The organism is Pseudolysinimonas sp. (assembly GCF_057350545.1).
This window is the reverse complement of record NZ_JBMRCP010000067.1, coordinates 14,235-40,481: the sequence shown is the minus strand read 5'-3', so window position 1 is coordinate 40,481 and position 26,247 is coordinate 14,235. Positions and strand designations below refer to the sequence as shown.

General features: G+C 69.9%; 30 protein-coding genes. 23 read left to right on the top strand and 7 right to left on the bottom strand.

The features are described from left to right. The first annotated feature begins 86 nt into the window (after positions 1 to 86). The 6 genes from ACO1X9_RS09655 (at position 87) to ACO1X9_RS09630 (ending at position 7,455) form a co-directional block, all read left to right on the top strand. Positions 87 to 1,157 (top strand): hypothetical protein, encoded by a 1,071-nt coding sequence (locus tag ACO1X9_RS09655; RefSeq protein ID WP_486350618.1) that lies wholly within the window; start codon positions 87 to 89, stop codon positions 1,155 to 1,157. A 110-nt stretch (positions 1,158 to 1,267) separates the two neighbouring features. After that, a complete protein-coding gene (locus tag ACO1X9_RS09650; RefSeq protein ID WP_486350617.1) occupies positions 1,268 to 2,281 on the top strand; it encodes a LacI family DNA-binding transcriptional regulator in 1,014 nt (337 codons plus the stop codon). A 119-nt stretch (positions 2,282 to 2,400) separates the two neighbouring features. After that, on the top strand, positions 2,401 to 4,095 hold the full coding sequence (locus ACO1X9_RS09645) for a glycoside hydrolase family 13 protein (RefSeq protein ID WP_486350616.1): 1,695 nt from the start codon (positions 2,401 to 2,403) through the stop codon (positions 4,093 to 4,095). 52 nt (positions 4,096 to 4,147) lie between these two features. After that, entirely contained in the window at positions 4,148 to 5,506 is a 1,359-nt protein-coding gene (locus tag ACO1X9_RS09640) for an ABC transporter substrate-binding protein (RefSeq protein WP_486350615.1), read from the top strand. A gap of 60 nt (positions 5,507 to 5,566) precedes the next feature. Further along, positions 5,567 to 6,493 carry a carbohydrate ABC transporter permease gene (locus ACO1X9_RS09635; RefSeq protein WP_486350614.1) on the top strand — a complete coding sequence of 309 codons (927 nt, stop codon included), beginning with the start codon at positions 5,567 to 5,569 and terminating at the stop codon, positions 6,491 to 6,493. Continuing rightward, on the top strand, positions 6,490 to 7,455 hold the full coding sequence (locus ACO1X9_RS09630; RefSeq protein WP_486350613.1) for a carbohydrate ABC transporter permease: 966 nt from the start codon (positions 6,490 to 6,492) through the stop codon (positions 7,453 to 7,455). Before ACO1X9_RS09635 ends, ACO1X9_RS09630 begins: the two co-directional genes overlap by 4 nt. A gap of 61 nt (positions 7,456 to 7,516) precedes the next feature. On the opposite strand, the gene ACO1X9_RS09625 is transcribed toward ACO1X9_RS09630, so the two are convergent. Further along, a complete protein-coding gene (locus ACO1X9_RS09625; RefSeq protein ID WP_486350612.1) occupies positions 7,517 to 8,137 on the bottom strand; it encodes a histidine phosphatase family protein in 621 nt (206 codons plus the stop codon). Positions 8,138 to 8,151: 14 nt separating this feature from the next. Here ACO1X9_RS09625 and ftsY point away from each other — a divergent pair, with 14 nt between their 5' ends. From ftsY to ACO1X9_RS09605, 4 genes are all read left to right on the top strand, one after another. After that, entirely contained in the window at positions 8,152 to 9,018 is an 867-nt protein-coding gene (ftsY, locus tag ACO1X9_RS09620) for a signal recognition particle-docking protein FtsY (protein WP_486350611.1), read from the top strand. Positions 9,019 to 9,097: 79 nt separating this feature from the next. After that, positions 9,098 to 9,832, top strand: coding sequence for a hypothetical protein (locus tag ACO1X9_RS09615; RefSeq protein WP_486350610.1), 735 nt, complete (start codon positions 9,098 to 9,100; stop codon positions 9,830 to 9,832). A 32-nt stretch (positions 9,833 to 9,864) separates the two neighbouring features. After that, positions 9,865 to 10,185 (top strand): hypothetical protein, encoded by a 321-nt coding sequence (locus ACO1X9_RS09610; protein ID WP_486350609.1) that lies wholly within the window; start codon positions 9,865 to 9,867, stop codon positions 10,183 to 10,185. Then, positions 10,182 to 10,742 carry a hypothetical protein gene (locus tag ACO1X9_RS09605; protein WP_486350608.1) on the top strand — a complete coding sequence of 187 codons (561 nt, stop codon included), beginning with the start codon at positions 10,182 to 10,184 and terminating at the stop codon, positions 10,740 to 10,742. The genes ACO1X9_RS09610 and ACO1X9_RS09605 overlap by 4 nt, the downstream gene beginning before the upstream one ends. Here the strand turns inward: ACO1X9_RS09605 and ACO1X9_RS09600 are convergent. From ACO1X9_RS09600 to ACO1X9_RS09590, 3 genes are read right to left on the bottom strand one after another with little or no spacing between them, the layout of a single operon-like run. Beyond that, positions 10,712 to 11,239, bottom strand: a complete 528-nt coding sequence (locus tag ACO1X9_RS09600) for a gamma carbonic anhydrase family protein (RefSeq protein ID WP_486350607.1) — start codon at positions 11,237 to 11,239, stop codon at positions 10,712 to 10,714. The two genes, ACO1X9_RS09605 and ACO1X9_RS09600, sit on opposite strands and share 31 nt — an antisense overlap. Before the next feature lie 5 nt (positions 11,240 to 11,244). Further along, positions 11,245 to 12,549: an AMP-binding protein gene (locus tag ACO1X9_RS09595; protein ID WP_486350606.1), complete on the bottom strand. Its 1,305-nt coding sequence runs from the start codon at positions 12,547 to 12,549 to the stop codon at positions 11,245 to 11,247. After that, a complete protein-coding gene (locus ACO1X9_RS09590) occupies positions 12,546 to 13,394 on the bottom strand; it encodes an SDR family NAD(P)-dependent oxidoreductase (protein WP_486350605.1) in 849 nt (282 codons plus the stop codon). The genes ACO1X9_RS09595 and ACO1X9_RS09590 overlap by 4 nt, the downstream gene beginning before the upstream one ends. A 148-nt stretch (positions 13,395 to 13,542) precedes the next feature. Between ACO1X9_RS09590 and ACO1X9_RS09585 the strand changes: the two genes are divergently transcribed. Further along, positions 13,543 to 13,980, top strand: a complete 438-nt coding sequence (locus ACO1X9_RS09585; RefSeq protein ID WP_486350604.1) for a hypothetical protein — start codon at positions 13,543 to 13,545, stop codon at positions 13,978 to 13,980. Between the two features lie 15 nt (positions 13,981 to 13,995). Here the strand turns inward: ACO1X9_RS09585 and ACO1X9_RS09580 are convergent, their stop codons facing one another. Next, the gene (locus ACO1X9_RS09580) at positions 13,996 to 14,262 is read right to left on the bottom strand and encodes a hypothetical protein (RefSeq protein ID WP_486350603.1); all 267 of its coding nucleotides are present in this window, start codon (positions 14,260 to 14,262) and stop codon (positions 13,996 to 13,998) included. A gap of 64 nt (positions 14,263 to 14,326) precedes the next feature. Between ACO1X9_RS09580 and ffh the strand changes: the two genes are divergently transcribed. From ffh to trmD, 8 genes are all read left to right on the top strand, one after another. Next, a complete protein-coding gene (gene ffh, locus ACO1X9_RS09575; protein WP_486350602.1) occupies positions 14,327 to 15,883 on the top strand; it encodes a signal recognition particle protein in 1,557 nt (518 codons plus the stop codon). Further along, on the top strand, positions 15,880 to 16,665 hold the full coding sequence (locus ACO1X9_RS09570) for an LLM class F420-dependent oxidoreductase (protein WP_486350601.1): 786 nt from the start codon (positions 15,880 to 15,882) through the stop codon (positions 16,663 to 16,665). Before ffh ends, ACO1X9_RS09570 begins: the two co-directional genes overlap by 4 nt. Positions 16,666 to 16,736: 71 nt before the next feature. After that, the gene (locus ACO1X9_RS09565; RefSeq protein WP_486350600.1) at positions 16,737 to 17,660 is read left to right on the top strand and encodes a DMT family transporter; all 924 of its coding nucleotides are present in this window, start codon (positions 16,737 to 16,739) and stop codon (positions 17,658 to 17,660) included. A gap of 32 nt (positions 17,661 to 17,692) precedes the next feature. Further along, positions 17,693 to 19,390, top strand: a complete 1,698-nt coding sequence (locus tag ACO1X9_RS09560; protein WP_486350599.1) for a carboxypeptidase-like regulatory domain-containing protein — start codon at positions 17,693 to 17,695, stop codon at positions 19,388 to 19,390. A gap of 194 nt (positions 19,391 to 19,584) precedes the next feature. Next, positions 19,585 to 20,124, top strand: coding sequence for a 30S ribosomal protein S16 (gene rpsP, locus ACO1X9_RS09555; protein WP_486350598.1), 540 nt, complete (start codon positions 19,585 to 19,587; stop codon positions 20,122 to 20,124). Positions 20,125 to 20,126: 2 nt separating this feature from the next. Then, positions 20,127 to 20,366 (top strand): RNA-binding protein, encoded by a 240-nt coding sequence (locus ACO1X9_RS09550; protein ID WP_486350597.1) that lies wholly within the window; start codon positions 20,127 to 20,129, stop codon positions 20,364 to 20,366. After that, complete coding sequence (gene rimM / locus ACO1X9_RS09545) at positions 20,363 to 20,974, top strand: ribosome maturation factor RimM (RefSeq protein WP_486350596.1); 612 nt, start codon at positions 20,363 to 20,365, stop codon at positions 20,972 to 20,974. The genes ACO1X9_RS09550 and rimM overlap by 4 nt, the downstream gene beginning before the upstream one ends. Before the next feature lie 91 nt (positions 20,975 to 21,065). After that, entirely contained in the window at positions 21,066 to 21,755 is a 690-nt protein-coding gene (trmD, locus tag ACO1X9_RS09540; RefSeq protein WP_486350595.1) for a tRNA (guanosine(37)-N1)-methyltransferase TrmD, read from the top strand. 17 nt (positions 21,756 to 21,772) lie between these two features. Here trmD and map read toward each other — a convergent pair whose 3' ends face one another. Then, the gene (map, locus tag ACO1X9_RS09535) at positions 21,773 to 22,543 is read right to left on the bottom strand and encodes a type I methionyl aminopeptidase (protein ID WP_486350594.1); all 771 of its coding nucleotides are present in this window, start codon (positions 22,541 to 22,543) and stop codon (positions 21,773 to 21,775) included. A gap of 207 nt (positions 22,544 to 22,750) precedes the next feature. Here map and rplS point away from each other — a divergent pair, with 207 nt between their 5' ends. The 4 genes from rplS (at position 22,751) to ACO1X9_RS09515 (ending at position 25,106) form a co-directional block, all read left to right on the top strand. Continuing rightward, entirely contained in the window at positions 22,751 to 23,098 is a 348-nt protein-coding gene (gene rplS, locus ACO1X9_RS09530) for a 50S ribosomal protein L19 (protein WP_486350593.1), read from the top strand. Between the two features lie 109 nt (positions 23,099 to 23,207). Beyond that, the gene (lepB, locus tag ACO1X9_RS09525; RefSeq protein ID WP_486350592.1) at positions 23,208 to 24,071 is read left to right on the top strand and encodes a signal peptidase I; all 864 of its coding nucleotides are present in this window, start codon (positions 23,208 to 23,210) and stop codon (positions 24,069 to 24,071) included. 1 nt (position 24,072) lies between these two features. After that, on the top strand, positions 24,073 to 24,765 hold the full coding sequence (locus ACO1X9_RS09520; protein ID WP_486350591.1) for a ribonuclease HII: 693 nt from the start codon (positions 24,073 to 24,075) through the stop codon (positions 24,763 to 24,765). A 17-nt stretch (positions 24,766 to 24,782) separates the two neighbouring features. Continuing rightward, positions 24,783 to 25,106 (top strand): DUF2469 family protein, encoded by a 324-nt coding sequence (locus ACO1X9_RS09515; protein ID WP_486350590.1) that lies wholly within the window; start codon positions 24,783 to 24,785, stop codon positions 25,104 to 25,106. A 174-nt stretch (positions 25,107 to 25,280) separates the two neighbouring features. On the opposite strand, the gene ACO1X9_RS09510 is transcribed toward ACO1X9_RS09515, so the two are convergent. Beyond that, entirely contained in the window at positions 25,281 to 26,135 is an 855-nt protein-coding gene (locus ACO1X9_RS09510; RefSeq protein WP_486350589.1) for a trypsin-like serine protease, read from the bottom strand. Positions 26,136 to 26,247: the final 112 nt, after the last annotated feature.

Sequence of the window (26,247 nt, the reverse complement as noted above, 5' to 3'; positions counted from 1 at the left end):
TCTCTATGTATTCCGCCGGGTTCGGCACCGTGCGCGCAATTATCATGCGCGCATAATTCATTTCCATAATTAGTTTGGGGACTGCTATGAGAAATCGCACCAAGGCGCTGGTCGCAGCGCCGGTCATCGCCGCGCTGAGTCTCGTGAGCCCGGCACCCGCCGCGCTCGCGACCACCACACCGCTCGAGATCCTGGTATTCCAGGGCGACCTCGACGCCTGGATCGCCGACGACGGACTCACGACGGTCGTCGACGAGTTCGCGGAAGCGGACATCCTGGTGCTGTCGCACCCGGCCGACCTCAGCGTCGGCGGAAGCGAGTGGCCGAATCTCGCCTACGGCGCGCGAGGCTGCGGCGACTTCGACAACCGCGACTCGCTCATCGACGTGCTGGACGGAGTCGAGAGCGTGAATCCCGACGTGCTCGTGTTCGGCTACGTCGCGGGCACCGCGGATGCCCCCGACGAGACCACGGGTTCGGGAACGGTCACGGCGGATTGCGGCAACTCGGTCAACAACATCATCCCGTCGTCGACGACGACGGAGTTCACCGCGTGCCCGCAGGGGATGTGCCTGAACTTCGTGCGCTGGGTGCAGGAGTGGATCACGACGTCGGACGACCTCCACACGTACATCGACGGGATCTTCATCGACTACGTGAGCGAGCAGCACATGAACGCCACGATCCGGGACAATCTGTACTCGTACGTGAAGGGTCTCGGGCTCCGCGTGATGATGAACTCCCTCGTTCCCGGCAGCCCGTCGATCGGTTACGTTCCGAACTACGAGTTCGCCGCCGACTCGGCCTACCTGGACGACGACGACTACATCATGGTCGAGGGCTACTACACCGGGTTCCCCGGGGCCGGCAACCTCGTGACGCAGACCGAGGATCTCGCGGACGTGCGGGACGCTCTGGCGCTGGAGCACGGCGAGCGGCCGCGGATCGCCGCGCTGGCCACCCAGGCCTTCAACACGTCGCCTGCGATCGCCTGCAGTGACGCGGACTACGTGGCTGCGCGGGCGATCTTCGATGACAGCTTCGTCACCGGAGACTCGATCGCGTACCAGACGAACGACCTGTATACCTACGCGCCGCGCGACGTGAGCGGCAACATCATCGGAGCTCCGTACAACGCCAACCCGCACTGCGCATGATCGGCTGAGACCCGGCCGCGCGGAGCAACGAGCCCGCGCGGCCGGGGCTCGCGCGTCGACGATCGAATCGCTCTGTCGACTTCTTGCGTTCTCTTGCGTAGATTCGGCGCATGTCGAGGCGTCTGGCGGAAGTGGCCAAGCAGGTCGGTGTGAGCGAGGCGACCGTGAGCCGCGTGCTCAACGGCAAGCCCGGGGTGAGCGAAGCCACCCGGCAAACCGTGCTCACGGCCCTCGACGTGCTCGGCTACGAGCGTCCGAGCAAACTGCGCGGCGACCGTGCCCGTCTCGTCGGGCTGTTCCTGCCCGAGTTGCACAACCCGATCTTCCCCGCGTTCGGCGAGGTCGTCGGGGGCGGGCTCGCGCAGAACGGCTACACCCCGGTGCTGTGCACGCAAGCGGCCGGCGGCATCTCGGAAGCCGACTACGTCGATCTCCTCCTGCAGCAGCAGGTCTCGGGCATGGTCTTCGTCGGCGGGCAGTACACGCAAGAAGACGCGCCCCACGACCACTACCGGCGTCTCGCCGAGGTGCGGCTCCCGACCGTGCTCGTGAACGCCCCGGTGGAGGGCATCCGCTTCCCGACGGTGTCGACCGACGACGCGGTCGCGATCGAACTCGCCTGGAATCACCTCGTGCAGCTGGGCCACCGCGACATCGGGCTCGTGCTGGGGCCCCTCGACCATCTGCCGTCGCGGCGCAAGCTCGAGTCGGCGCGGCGGATGGCGGCGGCGACGGGGGTCGAGCTGCCGGAGTCGCGGATCGCCCACTCGCACTACAACCTCGAGGCCGGTCAGGCGGCGACGGCGCGGCTGCTCGCCGCGGGGGTCACGGCGGTCGTCTGCGCGTCGGATCCGCTTGCCCTCGGCGCGGTGCGCGCCGTGCGTCGCGCGGGACTCACGGTGCCGGGCGACGTCTCCGTGGTCGGGTTCGACGACTCCGCGCTCATGAACAGCACCGATCCGCCGCTCACGACCGTGCGGCAGCCGATCGAGCCGATGGGGCGCATGGTCATCGAGATGCTCGTGACCCAGCTCGCGGGTCAGCGTGTGGAGGCGGAGGAGTATCTGTTCGAGCCCGAACTCGTCGTGCGCGGGTCGACCGGACGGGCCGTTCCGCGCGCCTGAGCACGCAAGATCACGCAAGATTTTCGCTGGCTGTTTAGTTCTTGCATCATTCTGTCGGGATAGCTACATTCCGAATCACGACGCACCGCCGCGTCGCAGGAACGAGCAAGGAAGCCCGCGTGGACGCACCTGTCCCCACCGCCGCCCCCGTCTGGCCGGCACCCCCCGAGACCGACACCGACTGGTGGCGCTCCGCCGTGATCTACCAGATCTACGTGCGCAGCTTCGCCGACGGCGACGGCGACGGCACGGGCGACCTCGCCGGCGTGCGCTCCCGGCTCGGCTATCTGCGCGACCTCGGCGTCGACGCGATCTGGTTCACCCCGTGGTACGAGAGCCCGCTCGCCGACGGCGGCTACGACGTCAGCGACTACCGGGCCATCCACCCCGACTTCGGCACCCTCGAGGAGGCCGAGGCGCTCATCCGCGAAGCTCTCGAGCTCGGCATCCGCACGATCGTCGACATCGTCCCCAACCACGTCTCCGACCGCCACGAGTGGTTCCAGGCGGCGCTCGCCGCCGGCCCCGGCAGCCCCGAGCGGGAGCGCTTCTGGTTCCGCGACGGCACGGGCGAGAACGGCGACGGCATCCCGAACCACTGGGTGTCGCCGTTCGCGGGGGAGACCTGGACGCGCACGACGAACCCCGACGGCACGCCGGGCCAGTGGTACCTGCACCTCTTCGCGCCCGAGCAGCCCGACGTCAACTGGAACCACCCCGACGTGCGGCGCGAGCACGAGGACATCCTGCGCTTCTGGTTCGACCGCGGCGCCGGCGGCGTGCGCATCGACTCCGCGGCGCTGCTCGTCAAAGACCCCGACCTGCGTGAGGTCACCGACGACCACGCACCCGGCGACCACCCGCACACCGACCGCGACGAGCTGCACGACATCTACCGCGGCTGGCGAGCCGTCGCCGACTCCTACCCCGGCACGCGCGTGCTCGTCGGCGAGATCTGGCTGCCCGACGTCGAGCGCTTCGTGAAGTACCTGGCGCCCGACGAGATGCACACGGCGTTCAACTTCGACTTCCTGTCGCGGCCGTGGGATGCCGCCGAGCTGCGCGCGTCGATCGAGCAGACCCTCGCGGCCCACGCCCCGGTGCAGGCGCCCAGCACCTGGGTGCTCTCCAACCACGACGTCACGCGGCCGGTCACCCGCTACGGCCGCGACGACTCGTCCTTCGCGTTCCTCACCAAACGCTTCGGCACCCGCAGCGACCTCGAGCTCGGCACGCGTCGAGCCCGCGCCGCCGCGCTTCTGACGGCCGCCCTCCCCGGGAGCCTCTACGTCTACCAGGGCGACGAGCTCGGGCTGCCCGAGGTCGAGCTGCCGCGCGACGTGCTGCAGGACCCGATGCACTTCCGCTCCGGCGGCGTCGACCCGGGCCGCGACGGCTGCCGCGTGCCCCTCCCGTGGTCGGGGGACCGCGCGCCGTTCGGCTTCAGCCCCGCCGGCTCCGTCGGCGAGCCGTGGTTGCCGCAGCCGAGCGACTGGGGACGGTACTCGGTCGAGGCCGAACAGGACGACCCGCGCAGCATGCTGGCGCTCTACCGCGCCGCCCTACGTTTCCGGAAGAGCGAGCCGGCGCTCGGAGACGGGCCGCTCGCCTTCCTCGACCTCGGGACGGATGTCCTCGCCTTCCGTCGCGGCGACGGGACCGCCACCGACCTCGTGTCGATCACCAACTTCGCCGGCACCGGCGTCGCGCTCCCCGCGGGAGAGCTCGTCCTGGCCAGCGAGGAGTGCGCCGACGGCGTGCTTCCCCCCGACTCCACGGCGTGGCTGCGCATCCCCGCCGCCGGAGACCACTGAGAAACACCACCCTGCATCACCCCAGAAACCCTGAACCAGTAGAAAGAAAGGCATGACGATGAAGTCACGGAAGGTCATCGCGGTCGGAACCGCGATCGTCACCCTCGCGGCCCTCGCTGCGTGCACGAGCGGCGGCGGATCGGGTAAGACCGAACTCCGCGTCGCGACGTTCCCGCCCGGCGCCGACGCGGCCGCCTACGAGGCGTTCGCCGAGCAGGAGGCGCAGTTCGAAGAGGAGCACCCGAACATCGACGTCGTCGGCGTCGAGTACGAGTGGAAGGGACCGACCTTCGCGGTGCAGCTCGCCGCCGGATCGCTCCCCGACGTCTTCACGGTGCCGTTCACCGACGCGAAGACGCTGCTCGAGAACGGGCAGCTCATGGACGTCACGGCCGAGATCGACGCGCTCGGCTACACCGACAAGTTCAACCCGATCATCCTCGACGCCGTCACGGGCGCCGACGGGAAGCTCTACGGCTTTCCGCGCCAGGCGTACGCGATGGGTCTGCACTACAACCGCGACCTGTTCGTGGCGGCGGGGCTCGACCCCGACGCGCCGCCGACCACGTGGGACGAGGTGCGCGAAGCCGCGGCTGCGATCTCCGAGGCGACCGGCAAGGCCGGCTTCATGGAGATGACCATGAACAACACGGGCGGTTGGCAGCTCGTCGCGGCGACGGTCGCCCGCGGCGGCAGCATCCAGGAGGCGAACGCCGACGGCACCTACACGTCGACGATCAACAACCCGGGCACCGTCGCGGCGCTCGAGTTCCTCCACGACCTCCGCTTCGAGGACGACTCGCTCGGCAGCAACTTCCTGCTCGACTGGGGCTCGATCAACCAGGAGTTCGCCGCCGGCAACATCGGCATGTACACGTCGGGCTCCGACGTCTACACGGCGCTCGTGCGTGACTTCGGCCTGAACCCCGACTCGTACGGCCTCACGGTCATGCCGGTCGACGGTGACGGCGGCGTGCTCGGCGGCGGCGACATCGCCGTGGTCAGCCCCTCGATCGACGCCGCGACGAAGGCTGCGGCCGTCGAGTGGATCGACTGGTACTACATGCAGAAGCTCCTGAACGAGGACGCGGCGAAGCAGGATGCCGAGACCCTCGTCGCGAGCGGCCAGGCGGTCGGCACGCCCGTGCTCCCGGTGCTCGACCAGGAGACCTACGAGCAGGGTCGCGAGTGGATCGCGGAGTACGTCAACGTGCCCCTCGACCAGATGTCCGGGTTCTTCGACGGCATCTTCGCGCAGACCCCGGTCGGTGAGCCGAAGGGCAGCACGCAGGCGATCTATGCGCTGCTCGACCCGGTCGTCCAGGCGGTGCTCACCGATCCGAACGCCGACATCGAGGCGCTGCTCACCCAGGCCGACGTCGACGCCCAGGCGATCCTCGACGGCAACTAGGTCTCGACACGCGCCCTCCGGGCGCTACTCGGCCACAGATCACTGAAGGAATCACGCGACATGACCGCTCCCGCGCAGCCTCGACGCCTCCGGCGCCGGACCCCAGCCACCTGGCTGCGCGGGGGCGGTCTGTCGAACCTGCTGTTCCTCGCGCCGATGATCATCGTCTTCGCGCTCTACTCCTGGGGGCCGATCCTCCAGACGGTCGCGATGGCGTTCCAGAAGACGAACCTCATCACCTCGCAGTTCGTCGGCATCCAGAACTTCGTCAACGTGCTGAACGACCCCGTGCTGCCGACGGCGGTGCTCAACACCCTCTACTTCGCGCTTCTCGCGCTCATCCTCGGCTTCCCCGTGCCGATCCTGCTCGCCGTGCTCATGAGCGAGGTGCGACGGGCGAAGGGGCTCTACAGCGTGCTCGCCTACCTTCCCGTGGTCGTGCCGCCCGTCGTCGCGGTGCTGCTCTGGAAGTTCTTCTTCGACGCGAGCCCGAACGGCGTCTTCAACACGATCCTCGGCTGGGTCGGACTCGGCCCCCTGCCCTGGCTGCAGAGCTCGGCGTCGGCGATGCCGTCACTCGTGCTCGAGGCGACCTGGGCGGCGGCCGGCGGCAGCGTCATCATCTACCTCGCGGCGCTGCTCTCGGTTCCGCCCGAGCTCTACGACGCCGCCGAGGTCGACGGCGCGGGCATCTGGCGCAAGATCTGGCACGTCACCTTGCCGCAGCTGCGCGGCGTGATCTTCGTCATGCTCATCCTCCAGGTGCTCGCGACCGCCCAGGTCTTCCTCGAGCCCTTCCTGTTCACGAGCGGCGGACCGAACAACTCGACCGTCACGGTGCTGCTGCTCATCTACCGCTACGCGTTCCAGAACAGCCTCGGCGGCAACTACGGCGAGGCGACGGCGCTCAGTCTCATGCTCGCGGTCGTGCTCGGCCTGTTGTCGTTCGCGTACTTCCAGGCCACCAAGCGTTGGAGCAGCTCATGACGACGACGACCGCCTCGGCCTCGGGAGCCGTCACGACCGAACCGCCGGCTCTCGAGCCCGCCGAGGATGCCGTGCGCGAGCCCGACCAGCCCGACCGCGGCATCCTCTCCGTCTTCGACCGCCGCCGACCGGGCGTGCGCGTCGCGATGGCGGGCGTGCACGTCGTGCTGCTCGTCGGCCTCGTGGTCGCGGGCCTCGGGCCGATCCTCTGGCTCGCGAAAGCCGCCATCACGACGACGCAGGACAGCATCCAGCAGCCGCTCGCACTCTGGCCGAGCGGCGTCGACTGGGCGAATCTGTCGCAGGCGTGGCTCGACGTCGAGGTGGGGCAGTACTTCGGCAACACGCTCATCCTCGCGTTCGGCGCGTTGATCACGCAGCTGTTCGTCGCGACGACGGCGGGCTACGGTCTCTCGGTGCTGCGGCCGAGGTACGCCCGCGTGCTGAACGGCGCGGTGCTCGCGACCCTGTTCATCCCGTCGGTCGTGCTGCTCGTGCCGCTCTACCTCTCGGTCGTGCGACCCGTCATCGGCATCTCGCTGCTCAACAACTATTGGGGCGTCTGGCTGCCCGCGACGGCCAACGCGTTCAGCATCGTGCTCGTGACGCGATTCTTCGACAACCTGCCGCGCGAGATCTTCGAGGCCGCGCGGGTCGACGGGGCGGGGGCGTTCCGCGTGTTCTGGTGGATCGTGCTGCCGATGTCGCGACCGATCCTCGGCGTCGTGTCGGTGTTCGCCCTCATCGCGAGCCTCAAGGACTACCTGTGGCCGTCGCTCATCCTCACCGACCCCGATCTGCAGTCCCTCGGAGTCAGGCTGCCCGCCATCCAATCGTTCGTCGAGATCGACGTGCTGCTCGCAGCCCTCGCGATCGCCACCACCATCCCGATCGCACTGTTCCTGGTGTTCCAGCGGGTGTTCCTGCGGTCGGCAGGCCTCGGCGGTGCGGTGAAGGGGTAGTTCTGTCGACTTAGTTGCACATTGCTCCGTCCTCCGGCGACATTCTGCAACTGAGGCGACATCAGCCCGCGTGCGACCGGTCCTCACCCTCCCGCGAGGGTTGCGCGGCGGCGTGCTCCTCGGGGATCTCCTCCAGCGGGATGCCGTTGACCGTCGCGACCTCCCAGGCGGCACCCGCGGCGCGCACCATCGACACCGACCCGTTGTCGATCCCGGGCACGGGCCGCCCGGCGAGGCGGGCAAGGGTGTAGCGGATGATCGTGCCGTGGCAGACCACGAGCACCGAGCCGTCGGGAAAGTCGGCCGCGATCTCCGAGAGCGCCGCGGCACCTCGGGTCGCGACGGCGTCGAGCGTCTCGGCGCCGGGGTAGTCGCGGTCGGGCCACTGCGAGATCGCGTCGGCCGACGACGTCCCCTCGAGCGACCCGTAGTCGCGCTCGACGAGCCCCGGATACGCCGCCCCGAGCGGGATGCCGAGGCCGTCGGCGATGATCGTCGCCGTCTCGCGCGCTCGGCTCAGCGGCGAACTCACGACGGCATCCCAGGGTCGCGAGCGCAGGGTCATGAGCGCGTCGCGCGCCTGTTCCCGGCCGGTGTCGTTGAGCGGGATGTCGCTCGAGCCCTGGAGGAGACCGTCGCGGTTCCAGTCGGTCTGCCCGTGGCGGATGAAGGCGACGATCATGCGACCATGGTGGCATGGCGACGTGGTCACTCGGCTCGGCCCTCAAGGGGATGTTCTCCCGCGCGACGATCGACGACGAGACCTGGAGCGACCTCGAGGATGCTCTCATCTCGGCCGATTTCGGACCGGATCTGACCGACGCGATCGTCGACGAGTTGCGCGGCAAGGTCGCCCGTTTCCGCACGACCGATCCGGCCGACCTCCAGCGGATGCTGCGCGAGACGATCGAGGAGCGCCTCTCCCGGCTCGACTCGACGCTCACGCTGAGCAACCGCCCCGCGGTCGTGCTCGTCGTCGGGGTGAACGGCGTCGGCAAGACGACGACGATCGGCAAATTCGCGAAGTTCCTCACCAATTACGGCCGCACGGTCGTCGTCGGGGCCGCCGACACCTTCCGCGCCGCGGCGGTCGAGCAGCTCGCGACCTGGGCCGAGCGCGGGGGAGCGCAGATCGTGCGCCCGCAACAGCAGGGGCAGGATCCGGCATCCGTCGCCTTCCAGACGGTGGAGCGGGCACAGCGCGAGGGCATCGAGATCGTGCTCATCGACACCGCAGGCCGTCTGCAGACCAAGTCGGGCCTCATGGATGAGCTCGGCAAGGTGAAGCGTGTGGTCGAGAAGCTCGAGCCGATCGCCGAGGTGCTGCTCGTGCTCGACGCGACGACGGGACAGAACGGGCTCGCGCAAGCGCAGGCGTTCATCGAGCACGCCGGGGTGACGGGGCTCGTGCTCACGAAGCTCGACGGCTCGGCGAAGGGCGGTTTCGTGCTCGCCGTGCAGGAGAAGACCGGCATCCCGATCAAGCTCGTGGGTCAGGGCGAGGGGATCGGCGATCTCACGGGCTTCACGCCGCACGTCTTCGCGCAGCAGCTCGTGGGGTGAACCCCTCCTGACGGGGCGCATCGCGCTGCTACAGTGAGCCATTCCGGCCACTGGGGTCGGCGGTCTTCAGGGAGGCCGGATGTCGATCCGAGGCATCCTCGTGCGAGTCGCCGCGTCGGTCGCGGCGCTCGTGATCCTCGTCGGCGTCGCGCTCGCCGCGGCACCGACACCCGAGTTGGAGGAAGCGCTCGACTCCGCGGGGCCGGTCCCCGACGTCCCGCTCGAGGTGGTCGTCGCGGGAGGTGAGGCGGGCGTCGCCGCGGGCGTCGCGTCGGCATCCGGGGAGCCGGAGCCCCCGCAGGCCGCCGACGGCGGCACGGGTACGGGCACGGGGGGCGCGATCGAAATCTTGCCCGGGTTGGTTTTCACACCACGCGTGCCGGAGACCCAGGCCTCCGTCTACGCGACCATCTCGGCCTACCGTTCGGCGCGGAACCTGCCGACCTACACCGACAGCCCGTGGCCCAACGGCGAGTGCGTCTGGGGTCCCGGCGGCTCGATCCTCCCGTGGGATATCCCGCCGTCGGAGTCGCTCGGCGCCGCGCTCATCCGCCGCATCCCGGCGGCCGTGAACTACAACGGGCCCGCGGGATCCGCGGTCGTCGTGCTCGTGAACGCCGACACGTTCATCGACAGCGCGACCGGCACCGAGTACCCGGGTCAGGTCGCGATCATCACGGTCAAGCACTGCTTCCCGCCGGTGACACCCTCGCCTCCGCCTCCGCCACCCCCGCCGCCACCACCACCTCCACCCCCGCCGCCGGCGCCGTCGACGGAACCCACCGAGCCGCCGCCGAGCGAGCCCACCCCCTAGGACTGCTCGTGGCCACCCCCTAGGGTGTGGCCATGAGCGACAGCGATGTCTACGTGAGTCCCACCCGCGTGCCCGCGACGATCGCCCTCGTGCTCGCAGTCGTGGGGGCTGCGGCGATGGCGTGGAGCTTCCCCGCGGGCATCTCGGCGGGGCTCGACGCGAGTAACGGGAATTCCACGCCGTACATCGTCGTCTTCCTCGTCGGCGGCCTGCTGGTGCTCGCCGGGCTCGTGATCTCGATCGTCTGCCTCGTCCGCGGCCTCGCCCGCGGGATCGCCGGGCTCGCCTTCGTCGTCGCACTCGCCCCGGCGGTGGCGATCGTCGTGATCCGGATCGCCGCGAGCGCGACATGAGCGCCGCCTCCACACGCGCGCCGAGCCTGCTCGATGTCGCTGCGGCGGCATCCCTCACCCTGTCGTCCGTCGCGATCGTGGGACTGCCGCCCGTGAGTTCGGAGTTCGCTCTCACGACGTCGTCGAGCGCCGTTGCCGTGACGCTGGCGCTCTTCGGCACGATCGGCCTCGTCGTCTGCTGGATCGTCGGGTCGTTCCACTCCGCCCGGGTGCTGCCCGGCGTGCTGCTGTTCGTCGCCGGGATCGCGCTCTGGGTCGTCACGGTGTTCGTCGCCGAACCCGTTCTCGACTGGCGGATGGCGGCGTCGACGGTCGGGCTCGCGTCGGAACTTCTCGTCACGGCCGGATGGTTCGTGCTGCGGGGCTACCCGGCGAAGGTGTTCCCGGCGCTGCTCTTCCTCGTGGGGGGTGCGGTGGCGGTGTTCCTCGCGCCCACGTTGGCCGTGCTCGTCGCGGGACTCGTCGGCGGACCCGTCGCGACGTTCTCCGTGGCGCTGCTCGTGTTGCGCGCCGGGCGGCCGCGGCGTCAGCCCTCGGCGACCTCCGCCGCCTTGTAGAGCTTCGCGCGCGGCACGTAACGCGCCGAGTTGCCGAGCAGCCCCGCGACCTCGTCGTCGCTGAGTTCTCGCCGCACCTTCGCGGGCACGCCGGCGACGAGCGACCGCGGCGGCACGATCGTGCCTTCGAGCACGAGGGCCCCGGCGGCGACGAGGGTGTTCGCGCCGATGACGGCGCCGTTGAGCACCGTCGCGTTCATGCCGATGAGGCAGCCGTCCTCGACGACGCAGCCGTGCACGATCGCCCCGTGGCCGATGCTCACGTCTTCGCCGATGATCGTCGGGTTGCCGGCCTCGGTGTGGATGACGGCGTTGTCCTGGAGGTTGCTGCGGGCGCCGAGCACGATCTCGTCGATGTCGCCGCGCAGCACGGCGCCGAACCAGACGTTGGCGTCGGGTGCGACGCGCACTTTGCCGACGAGGGTCGCGTTGGGGGCGACCCACGCGTCGTCGTCGATGTGCGGGGTGTGTCCGTCGAACGGGACGAGGAGCGCCATAGGCCCTAGATTACGGGTCCGAACTCGAGCCGTCGGGGATGCTCGGCGCGGCTCAGCCGGGCTGCGATCGTCGCATGCAGCTCGGCGTCGAGCGCGGGATCGGCATCGACTCGGGCGTGCAGCACGACGCCGAGCAGGTCGTCGGGCACGACGTCGACGACGGCGGCCCGCACTGCGGGGTGTGCCGCGAGCAGCGCGCGCAGCCGCGCGGGGTCGACGAGTTCCCCGCCGGAGTCGACGAGCGGTCCCGTGCGCCCGGCGGGGTGGACGCGACCGCCGCGCACCACGACCCGGTCGCCCGTCGCGATCCACCGCCGCCCGCCGAGGGGGGAGCGCACCTCGAGCTCGCCCGAGGTGGTGACGCGCAGCCGCACGCCGGCGAGCGGCCTGCCGTCGATCGCAACGGTGCCGGTGGCGGTTGATCCGAACCCGTCACGCACCGTGGCACCCGAGGCTTCGAGTCGCGTGCGCAGGTCGGCGGCGAGCGGCGACGACCCGGTCACGACGACGCGGGCTCCGCCGAGGCCGCCGACGTCGAGCAGCCGGCCGAGCTGGGCGGGAACGCCGCTCACCGACGTCGGGTCGTGCCGGGTGACGAGCTCGGCCTGTGCGTCGGGGGTGAGGCCGGAGCCCAGCATGACGGGGATGCCGCGCAGCAGCGCGCCGATGAGCGCGGTGAGCCCGTGCCCGTGGTCGGGTGGCGCGAGCAGCAGCAGCGGCCCGCCCGTCGGCAGCGCGGTGCGACGCTCGACGTCGGCGAGCTGCGCGAGCGCCCGCATCCCGAGTCGCCCGCGCGTCGTCGCGACGGGAGTGCCGGTCGTCCCGGTGGTGAGCAGCAGGAGTCGCCCGGGGTTTTGTCGGGTTAGTTGCACATTGCCCCGTCCTCCGGGCGCAATCTGCAACTCGCGCGCACGCAAGGGCTCCAGGATGCCGTCCAACCCGAGCCCCGCGACATCCGCCGCCGACATCCGCGGGCCGAGCGGCACGGCGTCGAGTCCCGCGGAGAGTGCGGCGGCGAGCGTGACGACGAACCCGATCCCGCCGTCGCTGCGCACGCCGACGCGTCCGTTCGAGGGCAGCTCCGTCGCGCGGGCCTCCATCTCGGCACCGAGGTCGCCCGCGGCGATCGTGTCGGCATCCCGCAGCAGCGCCACGCGACGGGGATGCCGAGCCGCCGCGAGTCGGATCACCCCGGGCAGCCCGTCCCGAGCCGCCTCCCGCGCGAGCATCGGGTGCCGTAGCGCACCTGACCGCGCGAGCAGCCCGGCGAGGGCGACGACTCCGGCACCGGGCCGCGCGCGCAGTGTCATCGCGAGCCGGAGTCGATCATCCGGTCCCAGCCGCGCAGCGCGGGGTCGAGCGCGCGGGGGTGGGCGGCGAGCAGGATGCCGGCGAACCGCGACCACCACGGCGACTGCACGAGGGGACGGTCGACGATCGCGCGGGCGATGTATTTCGCGGCGTCGACGGTGCGCATGGCGGGGACGCGCGCGTACGCGGCGGTCGGCGCGCTCATCGCGGTGCGCACGAGGGGCAGGCGGATGCTCGTCACGGCGACCCCGGACGGCGCGAGCTCGAGGGCCACGGCCCGCAGCCAGGCATCCATCGCCGACTTGGAGGCGCCGTACAGCGACCAGCCGGGCGCGGGCACGTCGACGCTCGTCGACGCGACCGAGATGAGGTGTCCCTCTCCGGCCTCCACCATCGCCGGCACGAGCCGACCCAGCAGGGCGACCGGTCCGGAGTAGTTGACGGCGAGGGTGCGCTCGAGATCCTGCGGGCGGTCGCGCGAGGCGAGGAGGGTGCGCCGCAGCGACATCCCGGCGTTCGAGACGACGATCGCGGGCGCCCCGTGGAGCGTGAGGATGTCGTCGCCGGCACGGGCGGCGGCGGTCACGTCGCCGAGGTCGACGGCGAGCACCTCGGCGGAGCCACCCCGACGCCGGATGCCGCGCGCGACGGTCTCCAGTGAGTCGGCATCCCGGGCGAGCAGCACGACCCGCGCTCCCGCGAGGGCGAGGCGTGCGGCGGTCTCGGCGCCGACGCCGCGGGAGGCTCCCGTCACGACGATGAGCCGCCCGTCGACCCGCGCGCGCAGGCGGTCCGCCGACGGAGCGGCGGGCCGCAACCCGAGCAGACGTTCGACGAGGGCCATGAGGACATCCTGGCCCGGGGCACTTCCCGTTTTCAGGACTTTCTGTGGCGGGTGTCCTCTGGTGGGGCGTCCGACCCTACGTCTGCCACTTCATCCCCACGTCGTCCTGAAAACGGGAAGTGCGCCGGGGGAGGGGTAACGTCGAGGAATGATCATCTGGACCCGGTGGGGCATCCTCGCTTTCCTCTTCGTCGGTGTCGGCGTGGGCCTCGGCTTCCTCCTCGCCAACCTCACCGGACTCGTGCGACCCGCCGGATCGATCAACGGCGTCTTCGTCGGCATCGGCCTCATGCTCGCCGCCGTCGGCCTGTACTTCTTCAACCTCCACGTCGTCGACAAGCACCTCGACAAGCCGCGAGCGCTCACCGTGACGCGGCCTCTTGCGCAGCCCTACACGCACCCCGACGGCCGCGTGCAGACCCACGAGGTCGTACCCGCCGTCGACGGCCAGTCGGGTCAGCCGATCGTCGTGAAGCCCGGGTCGAGCCTGTTCTTCATCCCGATGCGGTTCTGGTCGTTCATCATCGCCGGCATCGGGCTCGTCGTCTTCGTCATCAACGTCGTCGCGGTCGCCTCCGGCCGCTGACGCCACGCGTCGGGGTCAGCCCTCGGTCGGCGGCTCGCCCGCACCCGCTTCGCGCCAGAGCACGCCCGCGAGCACGAGCTCGCCGATCGCCGCGACGATCGCGAGTGTGACGGCGTGGCCGGCCCAGACCCACATCGACGCGATCGCAGCCGGGTCGTCGCGCACGAGGCCCGTGCTCGACGCGAGGGCGATCGCGGCGACGGCCCCGCCGATCGCGAGCACGAACAGCAGGCTCCGGTAGGGGTGCGGGAACAGGGTCTTCGTCGAGGACTTCTCAGCCATGTGCCCACTCTGTCGAACCCCGATCCGGGCCGTGGTGCGGCTCGCCGCCTAAACTGTCTCCGACATGGCCGCCTTCTCCACGCTCTCCGATCGCCTCACCGCGACCTTCAAGAACCTCCGCACCAAGGGCAAGCTCACGCCCGCGGACGTCGACGGTACGGTGCGCGAGATCCGCCGCGCGCTCCTCGACGCCGACGTCGCCCTCGAGGTCGTCAAGGAATTCACCGGCACGGTGCGCGAACGCGCCCTCTCCGACGAGGTCAACAGGGCGCTCAACCCGGCGCAGCAGGTCGTGCAGATCGTCAACGAGGAGCTGATCGGCATCCTCGGCGGGCAGCAGAGGCGCCTCGAGTTCGCGAAGAAGCCGCCGACGGTCATCATGCTCGCGGGTCTTCAGGGTGCCGGTAAGACGACCCTCGCCGGCAAGCTCGCGAAGCACCTCAAGAAGGAAGGCCACACGCCCCTCCTCGTCGCGAGCGACCTTCAGCGTCCGAACGCGGTCACGCAGCTGCAGGTCGTCGGCGAGCAGGCCGGTGTGCCCGTGTTCGCGCCCGAGCCCGGCAACGGCGTGGGCGACCCCGTGCGCGTGGCGAAGGACGGCGTCAAGGAGGCGGAGCGCAAGCAGTACGACACCGTCATCGTCGACACCGCCGGCCGCCTCGGCATCGACGCCGAGCTCATGAAGCAGGCGTCCGACATCCGCAAGGCCGTCGACCCCGACGAGGTGCTGTTCGTCATCGACGCGATGATCGGCCAGGACGCCGTCACGACCGCCCGCGCGTTCCAGGAGGGCGTCGACTTCACCGGCGTCGTGCTCTCGAAGCTCGACGGTGACGCCCGCGGTGGTGCGGCGCTCTCGGTGGCCTCCATCACCGGGCGCCCCATCATGTTCGCCTCCACGGGCGAGGGGTTGGATGATTTCGAGCCCTTCCACCCCGACCGCATGGCGTCGCGCATCCTCGACCTCGGCGACATCCTCACCCTCATCGAGCAGGCGCAGGGCGCGTTCGACGAGGAGGAGGCAGCCCGCGTCGCCGAGAAGTTCGCGACCGACAGCTTCACCCTCGACGACTTCCTCAAGCAGATGCAGCAGCTGCGCAACATGGGCTCGATCAAGGGCATGCTCGGGATGCTGCCGGGGGCCCGCGGGATGCGCGAGGCCCTCGACAACTTCGACGAGCGCGAACTCGTGCGCACCGAGGCGATCATCCAGTCGATGACGAAGGCCGAGCGCACGACGCCGAAACTGCTCAACGGCTCGCGCCGCCTGCGCATCGCGAAGGGGTCGGGATCGACCGTCACCGACGTCAACCAGCTCGTCATGCGGTTCGAGCAGGCCGCGAAGATGATGAAGACCGTCGCCAAGGGCGGCATGCCGCAGATGCCGGGCATGGGCCCGATCCCGGGTGGGTCGTACGGGGGCGGCAAGAAGAAGCCGCAGGCGAAGAAGGGCTCGCGCAGCGGTAACCCCGCGAAGCGCGCCGCCGAGGACGCGGCCCGCGCGTCGGGCGGCATCGCTCCGACGTCCGCCGGCGGGGGAGCGTTCGGGCTGGGCAAGAACGGCAAGTCCGCGCCGACACCGGAGGAACTCGAGGCCCTGCAGAAGATGCTGGGCCGATGACCCGGCCGGTGCGCATCGGGGTGCAGGTCTCCAACCAGCACGCGCCGTACTCGCTCATCCGCGACACCGTGCGCGAGCTCGAAGACCTCGGCGTCGACATCATCTTCAACTGGGACCACTTCTTCCCCCTCACGGGCGACCCCGACGGCCTGCACTTCGAGGCGTACACGATGCTCGGCGCGATCGCGGAGCAGACCTCCCGCGTCGAGTTCGGCCCGCTCGTGAACTGCAACGCGTACCGCAACCCCGACCTGCAGGCCGACATGGCCCGCACCTTGGACCACATCTCTGACGGCCGGTTCATCTTCGGCACCGGGTCGGGATGGTTCGAGCGCGACTTCACCGAATACGGCTACGAGTTCGGCACCGCGGGCTCGCGACTCGACGCCCTCGCCGTCGACCTGCCGCGCATCCGCGCGCGCTGGGAGCAGCTCAACCCGGCGCCGACACGGCACATCCCCATCCTCATCGGGGGCGGCGGCGAGCAGAAGACGCTCAAGATCGTCGCCCAGCACGCCGACATCTGGCACAGCTTCTCCGACCCCGACACCCTCATCCGCAAGCTCTCGGTGCTGCGGCACTGGTGCGAGGAGGTCGGCCGCGACATCTCGGAGATCGAGCTCTCGACCGGCACCACCGTGCGCGGGTTCGGCTCGCTCGACCGCGCAGCCCTCGACCAGTACCGCGAACTCGACGTCACCCTCTTCGAGATCGCGATCAACGCCGGCCAGGGGATGGATGCCGTGCGCGAACTGCTCGCGTGGCGGGACAGCATCTCCTGAACGGCAGCTTCGCGTAGCGCGACGTCCGGTTTCCGCTGTCGCACGTCGGTCGTGGTCCGTAGCGTGAGCGCGTGACCCCTTCGCGCTGGCTGCTGCTCGGCGCCGTCGTCTTCACGTTCCTCGCCTGGGCGAGCGCCTTCGTCGTGATCCGCGGTGTCGGCCCGTTCCTCGACGGCGGGCCGCTCGCGCTGGGGCGTCTCGTCGTCGGTGTGGTGGCGCTCGGCATCCTCGTGCTCGCGGCCCGCCGCTGGGTCTGGCCGACGCGGCGCGAGTGGGTGCAGCTCGCCGTCTACGGCGTCGCCTGGTTCGGCGCGTACAACGTCGCGCTCAACACCGCCGAGCAGACCCTGGATGCCGGCACCGCCGCGATGATCGTGGGAATCGGTCCGATCCTCATCGCGCTCGGCGCGGGGGTCTTCCTCGGCGAGGGCGTGCCGAAGTGGCTCGCGATCGGTGCCGCGGTCGCGTTCGCGGGCGTCGTGCTCATCGGCGTCGGCACGCTGCTCGCGTCGGGCGCGGCCCATCCCTTCGACCTGCTCGGGGCGGTGCTCGCGCTCGTCGCCGCCGTCACCTACGCCATCGGCGTGCTCACGCAGAAGCCCGTCGTGCGGCGCATCCCGGCGATCCAGGCGACGTTCCTCGGCTGCGCGATCGGGCTCGTCGTGTGCCTACCGTTCGCCCCGGCCCTCATCGAGCAGCTCGCTGTCGCTCCGCCGTCGGCGTGGTGGGGCACGGTCTACCTCGGCATCGTGCCGACGGCGCTCGCGTTCACGACGTGGGCCTATGCACTGAAGCGGATGCCCGCGGGGCAACTCGGCATCGCGAGCTACCTGTCGCCGCCGCTCGCGACCGTCATGGGCTTCCTCGCGTTCCAGGAGATCCCGCATCCGCTCGCGCTCGCCGGCGGGGTGATCTGCCTCATCGGCGTCGCCCTGTCGCGGCGTCGGTCGCGCGTCGTCGGGCTGCAGGTCGAAGTGGAGCCCGTGCACCGCTAAGGTGAGGCAACCCCACAGATCGAGGCCCCCCCGTGTCCCGTCATCCCGAGGCCGCCATCGGTCGCCGCCACCGCTTCGTCGCCGCTCTGGCGGCCCTCACCCTGGGTCTGCTCGGGGCGCTGATCCCGGTCACGTCGGCGTCGGCTGTCGGAGGCTTCACGGGGCGGCTCGTGGATCAGCTGGGTGCGCCTGCGGCGGGGGTTCCGATCCTCATCTCGCAGCGCAGCGACGGTGCCGGCAACGCCGTCTCCGGCGTGAGCCAGACGGTGACGACGGGGAACGACGGGGTTTTCGGGGCTTCCGGCCTCGCCGACGGCGGCTATGAGGCCTTCGTCCTGGAGGGCACAGCTGGAACCGGGGGCGAGCGCTTCAGCGTCGTGCAGGACTTCTTCACCATCGAGGATGGGGAACCCGATCCGGACCTCGGCGATGTCGTCACGAACCGCTACGTGCTCAGCACCGGCACGATCTCGAACTGGTCGCCCACGATGGGCGACGTCCGCGTCGATCTGTACGTGCTCCAGGGGGGTGTCCAGTGGCAGCAGATCAATATCCAGCCCCCGGCGACCTTCACGTCGACCGACGGCACGTTCGAGCTGTTGGCGCCCATCACCGCAGCGAAGTTCACGCTCCGCTTCCTCGTCGAGGACGACGCATCACCGTACATCGACACGTTCCTCGGCGGCGGCTACAACATGGACCCGGCGCTCGCGACACATCTGGACGGCCTCCCGGGCGTCGGATTCTCGGGCCTGAGCGTGGTGATGCCGGCCGCCGCGATCATCACCGGACGCGTGACCGGGAACGGCGTACCGCTCGACGGCATCGAGGTCGAGGCTGAGAACGACGACGACTACACCTACGCCGAGACCGACGCGTCGGGGGAGTACACGCTCTACGTGCGGCCCGGCGATGAGTACATGGTCTACACCTACGGCGACAACGACTACGCGGGGATGACCTACGACGGCTGGGACATCTGCGGCTGCGAGTTCGACCCGGTCAGCGCGTCACTCCTCGAGCCGGCGGAAGACATCGACTTCGAGCTGCTCGAGTACAGCACCGGGCCGGAGATCATCGGCTCCGCGCTGGATGACGACGGCGACCCGATCGACGACCTCGAGGTGAACCTCTACCGAGCCTCCGGGGGCGTCTGGGTGCTCGAAGACGTGACGGAGAGCTACGGCGGCGCCACGGGCGACCCGAACTTCTGGTTCCTCCTCGATCCCGCCGGTGTTCATCGCGTCCAGTTCGTCGACGACGACGGCGACATCCTGCGCGTCGTCGACGGCGCGAGGAGCGACCTGAACGGTCCGGGGACGCAGCTGAGCCCGCTGCCCGCCTGCTACGCCTCTGCGGGCGACGTGCAGGACCTCGTCGTCGTCGTCGCGGTGCTCGATCCCGCGACCTCCGCCGGCGCGTGCGGATCGCTCGCCGGAACGTCGGTGTCGCCGCCGCCGTCGGGCGGCGGGGGCACGCCGGTGACGAAGCCTCGCCCCGGCACGGGTTTCGTGGCCACTCCGGCCGTCACTCCCACGGCCACTCCCACTCCCACTCCGACGCCGACGGTCACGCCGAGTCCGTCGACCGAGCCCGCGCCGGAGGCGACCGACGAGCCGGAGCCGGCTCCGGCATCCGCCCCCGATCTGTGGTGGATCGTCTGGGTCGGCCTCGCGCTGCTCGTGGTCCTCGTGGTCGGCGGAGTCATCCTGCTGCTCCGTCGGAGGTAGGCAGGCGGGCGCCCGGCGGTGAGTTCGCCCGGCGTGGTCGCCGGGTCGCCGAGAATCTGCCAGAATGGTCCGTTGGGTCCCGGTGTCCGACCCTCTATCCGACGCCGACGATCTCCCTGACTTGTTCTGCCCGAGTGTGCACCCCACGCTCACGGTGCAGTTCGCACACTTCGCACACACACTCTGGAGAACTCTTGGCTGTCAAGATCCGCCTCAAGCGGCTCGGCAAAATCCGCGCCCCGTACTACCGCATCGTCGTCGCCGACTCGAAGACCAAGCGCGACGGTCGCGTGATCGAGGAGATCGGCAAGTACCACCCCACCGAGGAGCCCTCGTTCATCGAGATCAACTCCGAGCGCGCCCAGTACTGGCTCGGCGTCGGCGCGCAGCCGACCGAGCAGGTCGCCGTGCTGCTCAAGCTCTCGGGCGACTGGGGCATCTTCAAGGGCGAGAAGGGTGCCAAGAGCACCATCCGCACCAAGGAGGCGCCCGCCGCGTTCTCGATCGACGAGAAGAAGAAGCCCGTTCTGAAGCCGAAGGCTGAGAAGCCGGCGCCGAAGGCCGAGGTCGCCGAGGAGGCGCCCGCCGCCGCGGAGCCCGTCGAGGACACCCCGGCTGCCGAGGAGACTCCGGCCGCTGAGGAGACTCCGGCCGCTGAGGCCGAGGCTCCCGCCGAGGAGCCGGCCGCCGGGGCCGCTGCCGATGAGTCGGCCGCCGAGGGCGACGAGAAGTAATCATGCTGGAATCCGCCCTCGAGCACCTCGTCAAGGGGATCGTCGACTCTCCCGAAGATGTGCGGGTGCAGTCGTCGACCTCGTCGCGCGGCGAGCTGCTCGAGGTGCGGGTCCACCCGAACGACCTGGGCCGCGTCATCGGACGCTCCGGTCGCACGGCGAAGGCCCTCCGTCAGCTCGTGACGGCCCTCGCCGACGGTCAGCGCGGGCGCGTCGACGTCGTCGACACCGACGAGGCGTGAACGCCCGCAAGGCTCCGCCTCCGGGCACGACGCAGCTTCGAGTCGGCCGCCTTCTGAAAGCCCACGGGCTGAAGGGCGCGCTCAAACTCGAACTCTTCACCGACGAACCCGAACGCCGCTTCGTGCCGGGCGCGACGTTCACGCTGCAGGTGCCCACGTCATCCCCGTGGCACGGCAAGACGCTCGAGCTCACCGAGCTGCGCTGGTACAACGCCCAACCCGTCGGCTTCTTCCAGGATGTCGACGACCGCACGGCCGCCGAGTCGCTCGTGCGCGCCATCCTTTGGGTCGATCAGGATGCCGCCGAGCTCCCGACCGAGCCCGACGCCTGGTACGACCATCAGCTCGTCGGACTCCGCGCGGTGCGCGACGGCGTCGACGTCGGTCGGATCGCGCGCGTCGACCATTTCCCCGCGCAAGACCTTCTCGCGATCGACACCGGCTCCGGCGAGGTGCTCGTGCCTTTCGTCGCGGCCTTCGTGCCGACCGTCGACCTCGCCGCGGGCAGCGTCGTGCTGACGCCGCCGCCGGGGCTCTTCGAGGAGCTCCCCGACGACGAGCCCGCACCCTCTGTCGCGGCCCCGACGACGCCTCCCGACGCCGAGTAGGCCGATCTGCGTCGAGTCCTCGGATTCGCGCACGCGCTCTCGACGCGAATGGATGATCTCGACCCCGAGCCGCCCCGGATAGCCTGACCCCGTGCGCATCGACGTCGTGACGATCTTCCCCGAGTTCTTCTCGGTGCTCGATGTGTCGCTGCTCGGCAAGGCGCGCAAGACGGGGGCGCTCGACATCCGCGTGCACGACCTGCGCGACTACACGCACGACCGCCACCGCACCGTCGACGACACCCCCGCGGGCGGCGGCGCCGGGATGGTGATGACACCCGAGCCGTGGGGCGAGGCACTGGATGCCCTCCTCACCCCCGAGAGCACCGTCGTGTTCACCACCCCGGCCGGCAGCCTCTTCACGCAGAGCGCCGCCCGTGAGCTGAGCGAGAAGCAGCACGTGATCTTCTGCTGCGGCCGCTACGAGGGCATCGACCAGCGCGTGATCGAGTACGCGCGGGTTCGGGCTGACGTGCGGGAGCTGAGCCTCGGCGACTACGTGCTCAACGGCGGCGAGGTCGCCGCGATGGCGATGATCGAGGCGGCGGGTCGCCTCGTGCCCGGAGTCGTCGGCAACCCCGACAGCCTCGTCGAGGAGAGCCACGAGGACGGGCTGCTCGAGTATCCGAGCTACACGAAGCCGGCCGTCTGGCGGGGGCTCGAGACGCCGCCCGTGCTGCTCGGCGGCAACCACGCGGCGATCGCCGCGTGGCGCCGTGAACAGCAGTTCGAGCGCACGCGTCGCACCCGTCCCGACCTGCTGCCGCCCGAGGAGTTCTAGCCGGACCCGGCGGCGGGCTAGCTGGACCGCGCGGTGAGCACGAGCGGACCGTCGTCGGTCACCGCGATCGTGTGCTCGACGTGCGCGCCGCGTGACCCGTCGCGCGACTTGAGCGTCCACCCGTCGGCGTCGGTGTAGATCTTGTCGGTCGTGTGCAGGAACCACGGCTCGACCGCGAACACGAGCCCGGCCCGCAGCGGGTAACCGCGGCCGCGTCGACCGTCGTTGGCGATGTGCGGCTCGCCGTGCATGACCCGGCCGACGCCGTGTCCGCCGAAGTCGAGGTTGATCTTCAGCTTGTTGCGGCGACCCACCTCGCCGATCGCCGCCGAGATGTCGCCCGTCTTGTTGCCGACGACGGCCGCGGCGATGCCGGCCTCGAGCGCCTCCTCGGCGATCGCGATCAGCTTGAGATCCTCGTCACGCGGCGTGCCGACGACGATCGAGAGCGCCGAGTCGGCCGCCCAGCCGTCGACGAGCGCGGCGAAGTCGAGCGACAGGAGGTCGCCATCCCGAAGCTTGTAGTCGTGGGGGAGGCCGTGCAGCACGCCGTCGTTGACGGAGGTGCAGATGACCTTGCCGAACGGCGAGCCGCCGAACGACGGGTGGTAGTCGATGTAGCAGCTCTCGGCCCCGGCAGCACGGATCATGTCGTGGGCCAGCGCGTCGAGTTCGAGCAGGTTCACCCCGACCGCGGCGGCGTCGCGGGTGGCTTCGAGCACGCTCGCGACGAAGGCTCCGGCGGGCTTCATCTGCTCGAGCTCGGCGGGGGTGCGCAGTTCGATCACCGCGAAAGCTTAGCTGGATGCCGCTCCCGAGGTTGGAGAGGGGACCGGCGGTGTGGCAGGATATGAGTTTGTGCCCGGCACGATCCTGCCTCAGGGGGGTCGAGGGTGCCAGCCGCCGAGTTCTGAACCGAGCGGCCGGGGCACGATCTCGAATTCCACACCCTAGAACCGCGCCCGATCTGAGGCGGTCGCAGAGAGCGAAACACCATGCACATCCTCGACGACGTCGACGCAGCCTCTCTTCGGTCGGACATCCCCGACTTCCGTCCCGGTGACACCGTCAAGGTGCACGTGAACATCATCGAAGGAACGCGCGCGCGTATCCAGGTGTTCCAGGGCGTCGTGATCGCTCGCAAGAACGAGAGCGTCAAGGAGACCTTCACGGTGCGCAAGGTCTCGTTCCAAGTCGGCGTCGAGCGCACGTTCCCCGTGCACTCGCCGGTCATCGACCACATCGAGATCGTCACCCGCGGCGACGTCCGCCGCGCGAAGCTCTACTACCTCCGCAATCTTCGCGGCAAGAAGGCGAAGATCAAGGAGAAGCGCGAGAGCTGAATCTCGCCCGCAGATTTCCCGCGACGCGCGCGGCTTCGAAAAGAGGCCGCGCGCGTCGCGCTTTTCCCGGCCGGTCGGCGCATATGCTGATGCGGAACCCAGGGGTGAGATGACTGAGCAGGATGCGGCGCGCCCGGGCGCCGAGACCGACGAGATCGCGGTCTCCGAGCGGCCCGAGACCGAGACCGAATCCGGCGCGCCCACGCGTCCGAAGCGCAAGAAGCTGCGCGGCTGGAAAGCGTTCCTGCGCGACGTGGCCGTCATCCTCCTCGCCGCGATCGTCATCTCGTTCCTCATCAAGACGTTCCTGATCCGGTCGTTCTACATCCCGTCGGAGTCGATGCAGGACACGCTGCTCGTCAACGACCGCATCATCGTGAACCAGCTCACGCCCGACCTCATGCCGGTGGAACGCGGCGACATCGTCGTCTTCCGCGACCCGGGCGGCTGGCTCGGCCCCGAGCCGGTGCTCGAAGACCAGAACCCGATCGTCGCGTTCTTCGACTGGCTGCTCTCGATCGTCGGCTTGACGGCGCCCGACTCCAACGACCACCTCATCAAGCGCGTCATCGGGCTGCCCGGCGACGTCGTCGAGTGCTGCAACGAGTTCGGTCAGCTGACCGTCAACGGCATCCCGCTCGAGGAGGTCTACATCCTCCTGCCCGACGGTGTCACAAAGGCGTCGCGCGACGACTTCGGCCCGATCACGGTGCCCGAGGATTCGCTCTGGGTCATGGGTGACAACCGCTACAACTCCGAGGACTCCCGCTACCAGCAGGACACCCCCGGCAAGGGCTTCGTGCCGTTCGATCACGTCGTCGGACGCGCCATCCTGATCTCCTGGCCGGTCGACCGCTGGTCGTGGCTCGACAACTATCCGATCGTCTTCTCGGGCGTCGACGAGGGCTCTGGCGAGCCGGCGCCCGACGTGACCGAAGAGTCCGAAGAGCCCTCGCCGACCCCCACGGGCTGACATGGTCTCGACCGTCCCGACCCTCCGCCTCGAGCGCACGCTGCTGCGCGAGGGTGCACGCCTCGTCATCGGCATGGATGAGGTCGGTCGCGGTGCGATCGCCGGTCCGGTGGCCGTGGGGCTGAGCATCGTCGACCTCGACACCCGTACGGCGCCGGAGGGGCTCAAGGACTCGAAGCTGCTGCCCGAGCCTCGACGCGAGGAGCTGCAGCCGAAGGTCGCCCGGTGGTCGCGGCACGCCGCGGTCGGGATGGCGTCGAACGAGCGCATCGAGCAGATCGGCATCATCGCGGCGCTCGGCCTCGCCGCCCGGCGCGCCCTCGACGCGGTGCGCGAGGAGGGTGTCGACCTCATCGGAGCCGTCGTGCTGCTCGACGGCTCGCACGATTGGCTGACGCCGGCGCTCGGCGACGGCCTGCGCAGCGCGGTACGCGTCACGACAAAGGTCAAGGCCGACCGCACGTGCGCCGCTGTCGCCGGGGCGTCGGTGCTCGCGAAGGTCGCGCGCGATCGGCTCATGATCGAGAGGGATGCCGTCCACCCCGGCTACGTCTGGACGAGCAACAAGGGCTACGCCTCCGCCGAGCACTACGCCGGCATCGCCACGCACGGCGCGAGCGCCCTCCATCGCTGGAGTTGGCTCAAGCAGCCGGGGCTCTTCGATCTCGACGCCACGGTGGCCGACATCGCGTAGCTAGACTCGTCAGCAGTATGGATGACGACGACATCGAGGACTACGACCGCGAGGTCGAGCTGGCCCTCTACAAGGAGTACCGCGACATCGTCGGCCAGTTCCGTTTCGTGGTCGAGACGGAGCGACGCTTCTACCTCGCCAACGAGGTGACGCTCGAGCGCCGCGACACCGAGCACGACTTCTACTTCGAGCTGCAGATGAACGACGTCTGGGTGTGGGACGTCTACCGTTCCGACCGGTTCGTGAAGAGCGTGCGCGTGCTCACCTTCAAAGACGTCAACGTCGAGGAGCGCGCCGACAAAGACCTCGAGCTCCCGAAGGAACTCGCGCTCGACGAGTAGTCCGCTCGCGGGTTGAGGAGCGCCGCGTGCTTCGGTGGTCGAGTAGCGCCCGAAGGGCGCGTGTCGAGACCCCAAGAGCACGCCCCCGCACATCTGGGGTGGCGAGGGCGTGCCCGCACAGGCGGCCCGCCCCCGACGTCGAGAGCGCCGAGGGCGAACCGGATCGTGTGGCTGCTAGAGCCCGAAGGTGGCGAGCCAGTCGGCGACGCTCGGGATGTCGAGACGCTGGTAGCCGCCGAGGTAGCGGCAGTTGTCGGTGTAGCCGTAGCTCGTGACCGCGACGATCTCGCCGCCGAGGTACACGGGGCCGCCGGAGTCGCCGAAGCACGTGCCGCCCGTGCCGTGCACGTCGTTGGGGTTGCCGTTGGTCTGCAGGATCTGCGGCGTGAGTTTCTGCCCAGGCATGTCGACGTTGCGCCGCAGCAGCGGGTACGTCATCGGCTGCGGCTTCTGCGGGCCGTTGTCGGGCTTGCGCACCTCGGTGCCGTAGCCGACGGCCGTGAAGAGCGTCTTCGACAGGTTCGACTTCTTGATCGCGTCGAGCGTGCCGACCGCGGCGATGCCGGCGTAGCCGTCGCCGAACGAGTCGACGGGCGCGTCGAGCACGATCACGCCGACGTCGTTCCAGTTGTCGAGGTCGGTGAAGCCGGAATAGGCGGGGTGGGTGTAGGCGGTGCCCGAGTAGTACCCCGCGGCGGTGATTTCGGACGGTGTGTAGCCCACGGTCGGGTCGGCGGCGACGGGGAACGGCGTCGGCGGCTGCTCGGCGATCACGGAGTCGAAGGTCACGAGCGTCGAGCCGAGCGTGCCCTCGGTGCAGTGCGCGGCGGTGACGATGACGGTGGGCGAGACGAGCGTCGCGCTGCACCGGTACCGGCCGTCTTCGGCGTAGTACAGGATGAGGCCGACATCCGGATGCTGGTCGCCGTCCGGTTCCCCGCCGGTCGTGGCGTGGGCCGGCGCGAGGCCGAGCGTGACACTCGCGAGCGCGAGGATGCCGGCGAGGCCGGCGGCTGTTCTCTTCCGCATGGTGCTTCCCCCTCAGGGTGTCCGTGACCTTGTGGGTCGTGGTGTCTGATGCGTTCGAGTGTCGCCCCGGAGTTCGGGCGCCGGGGGCGAGATGAGAGAAGTCTCACGAGCT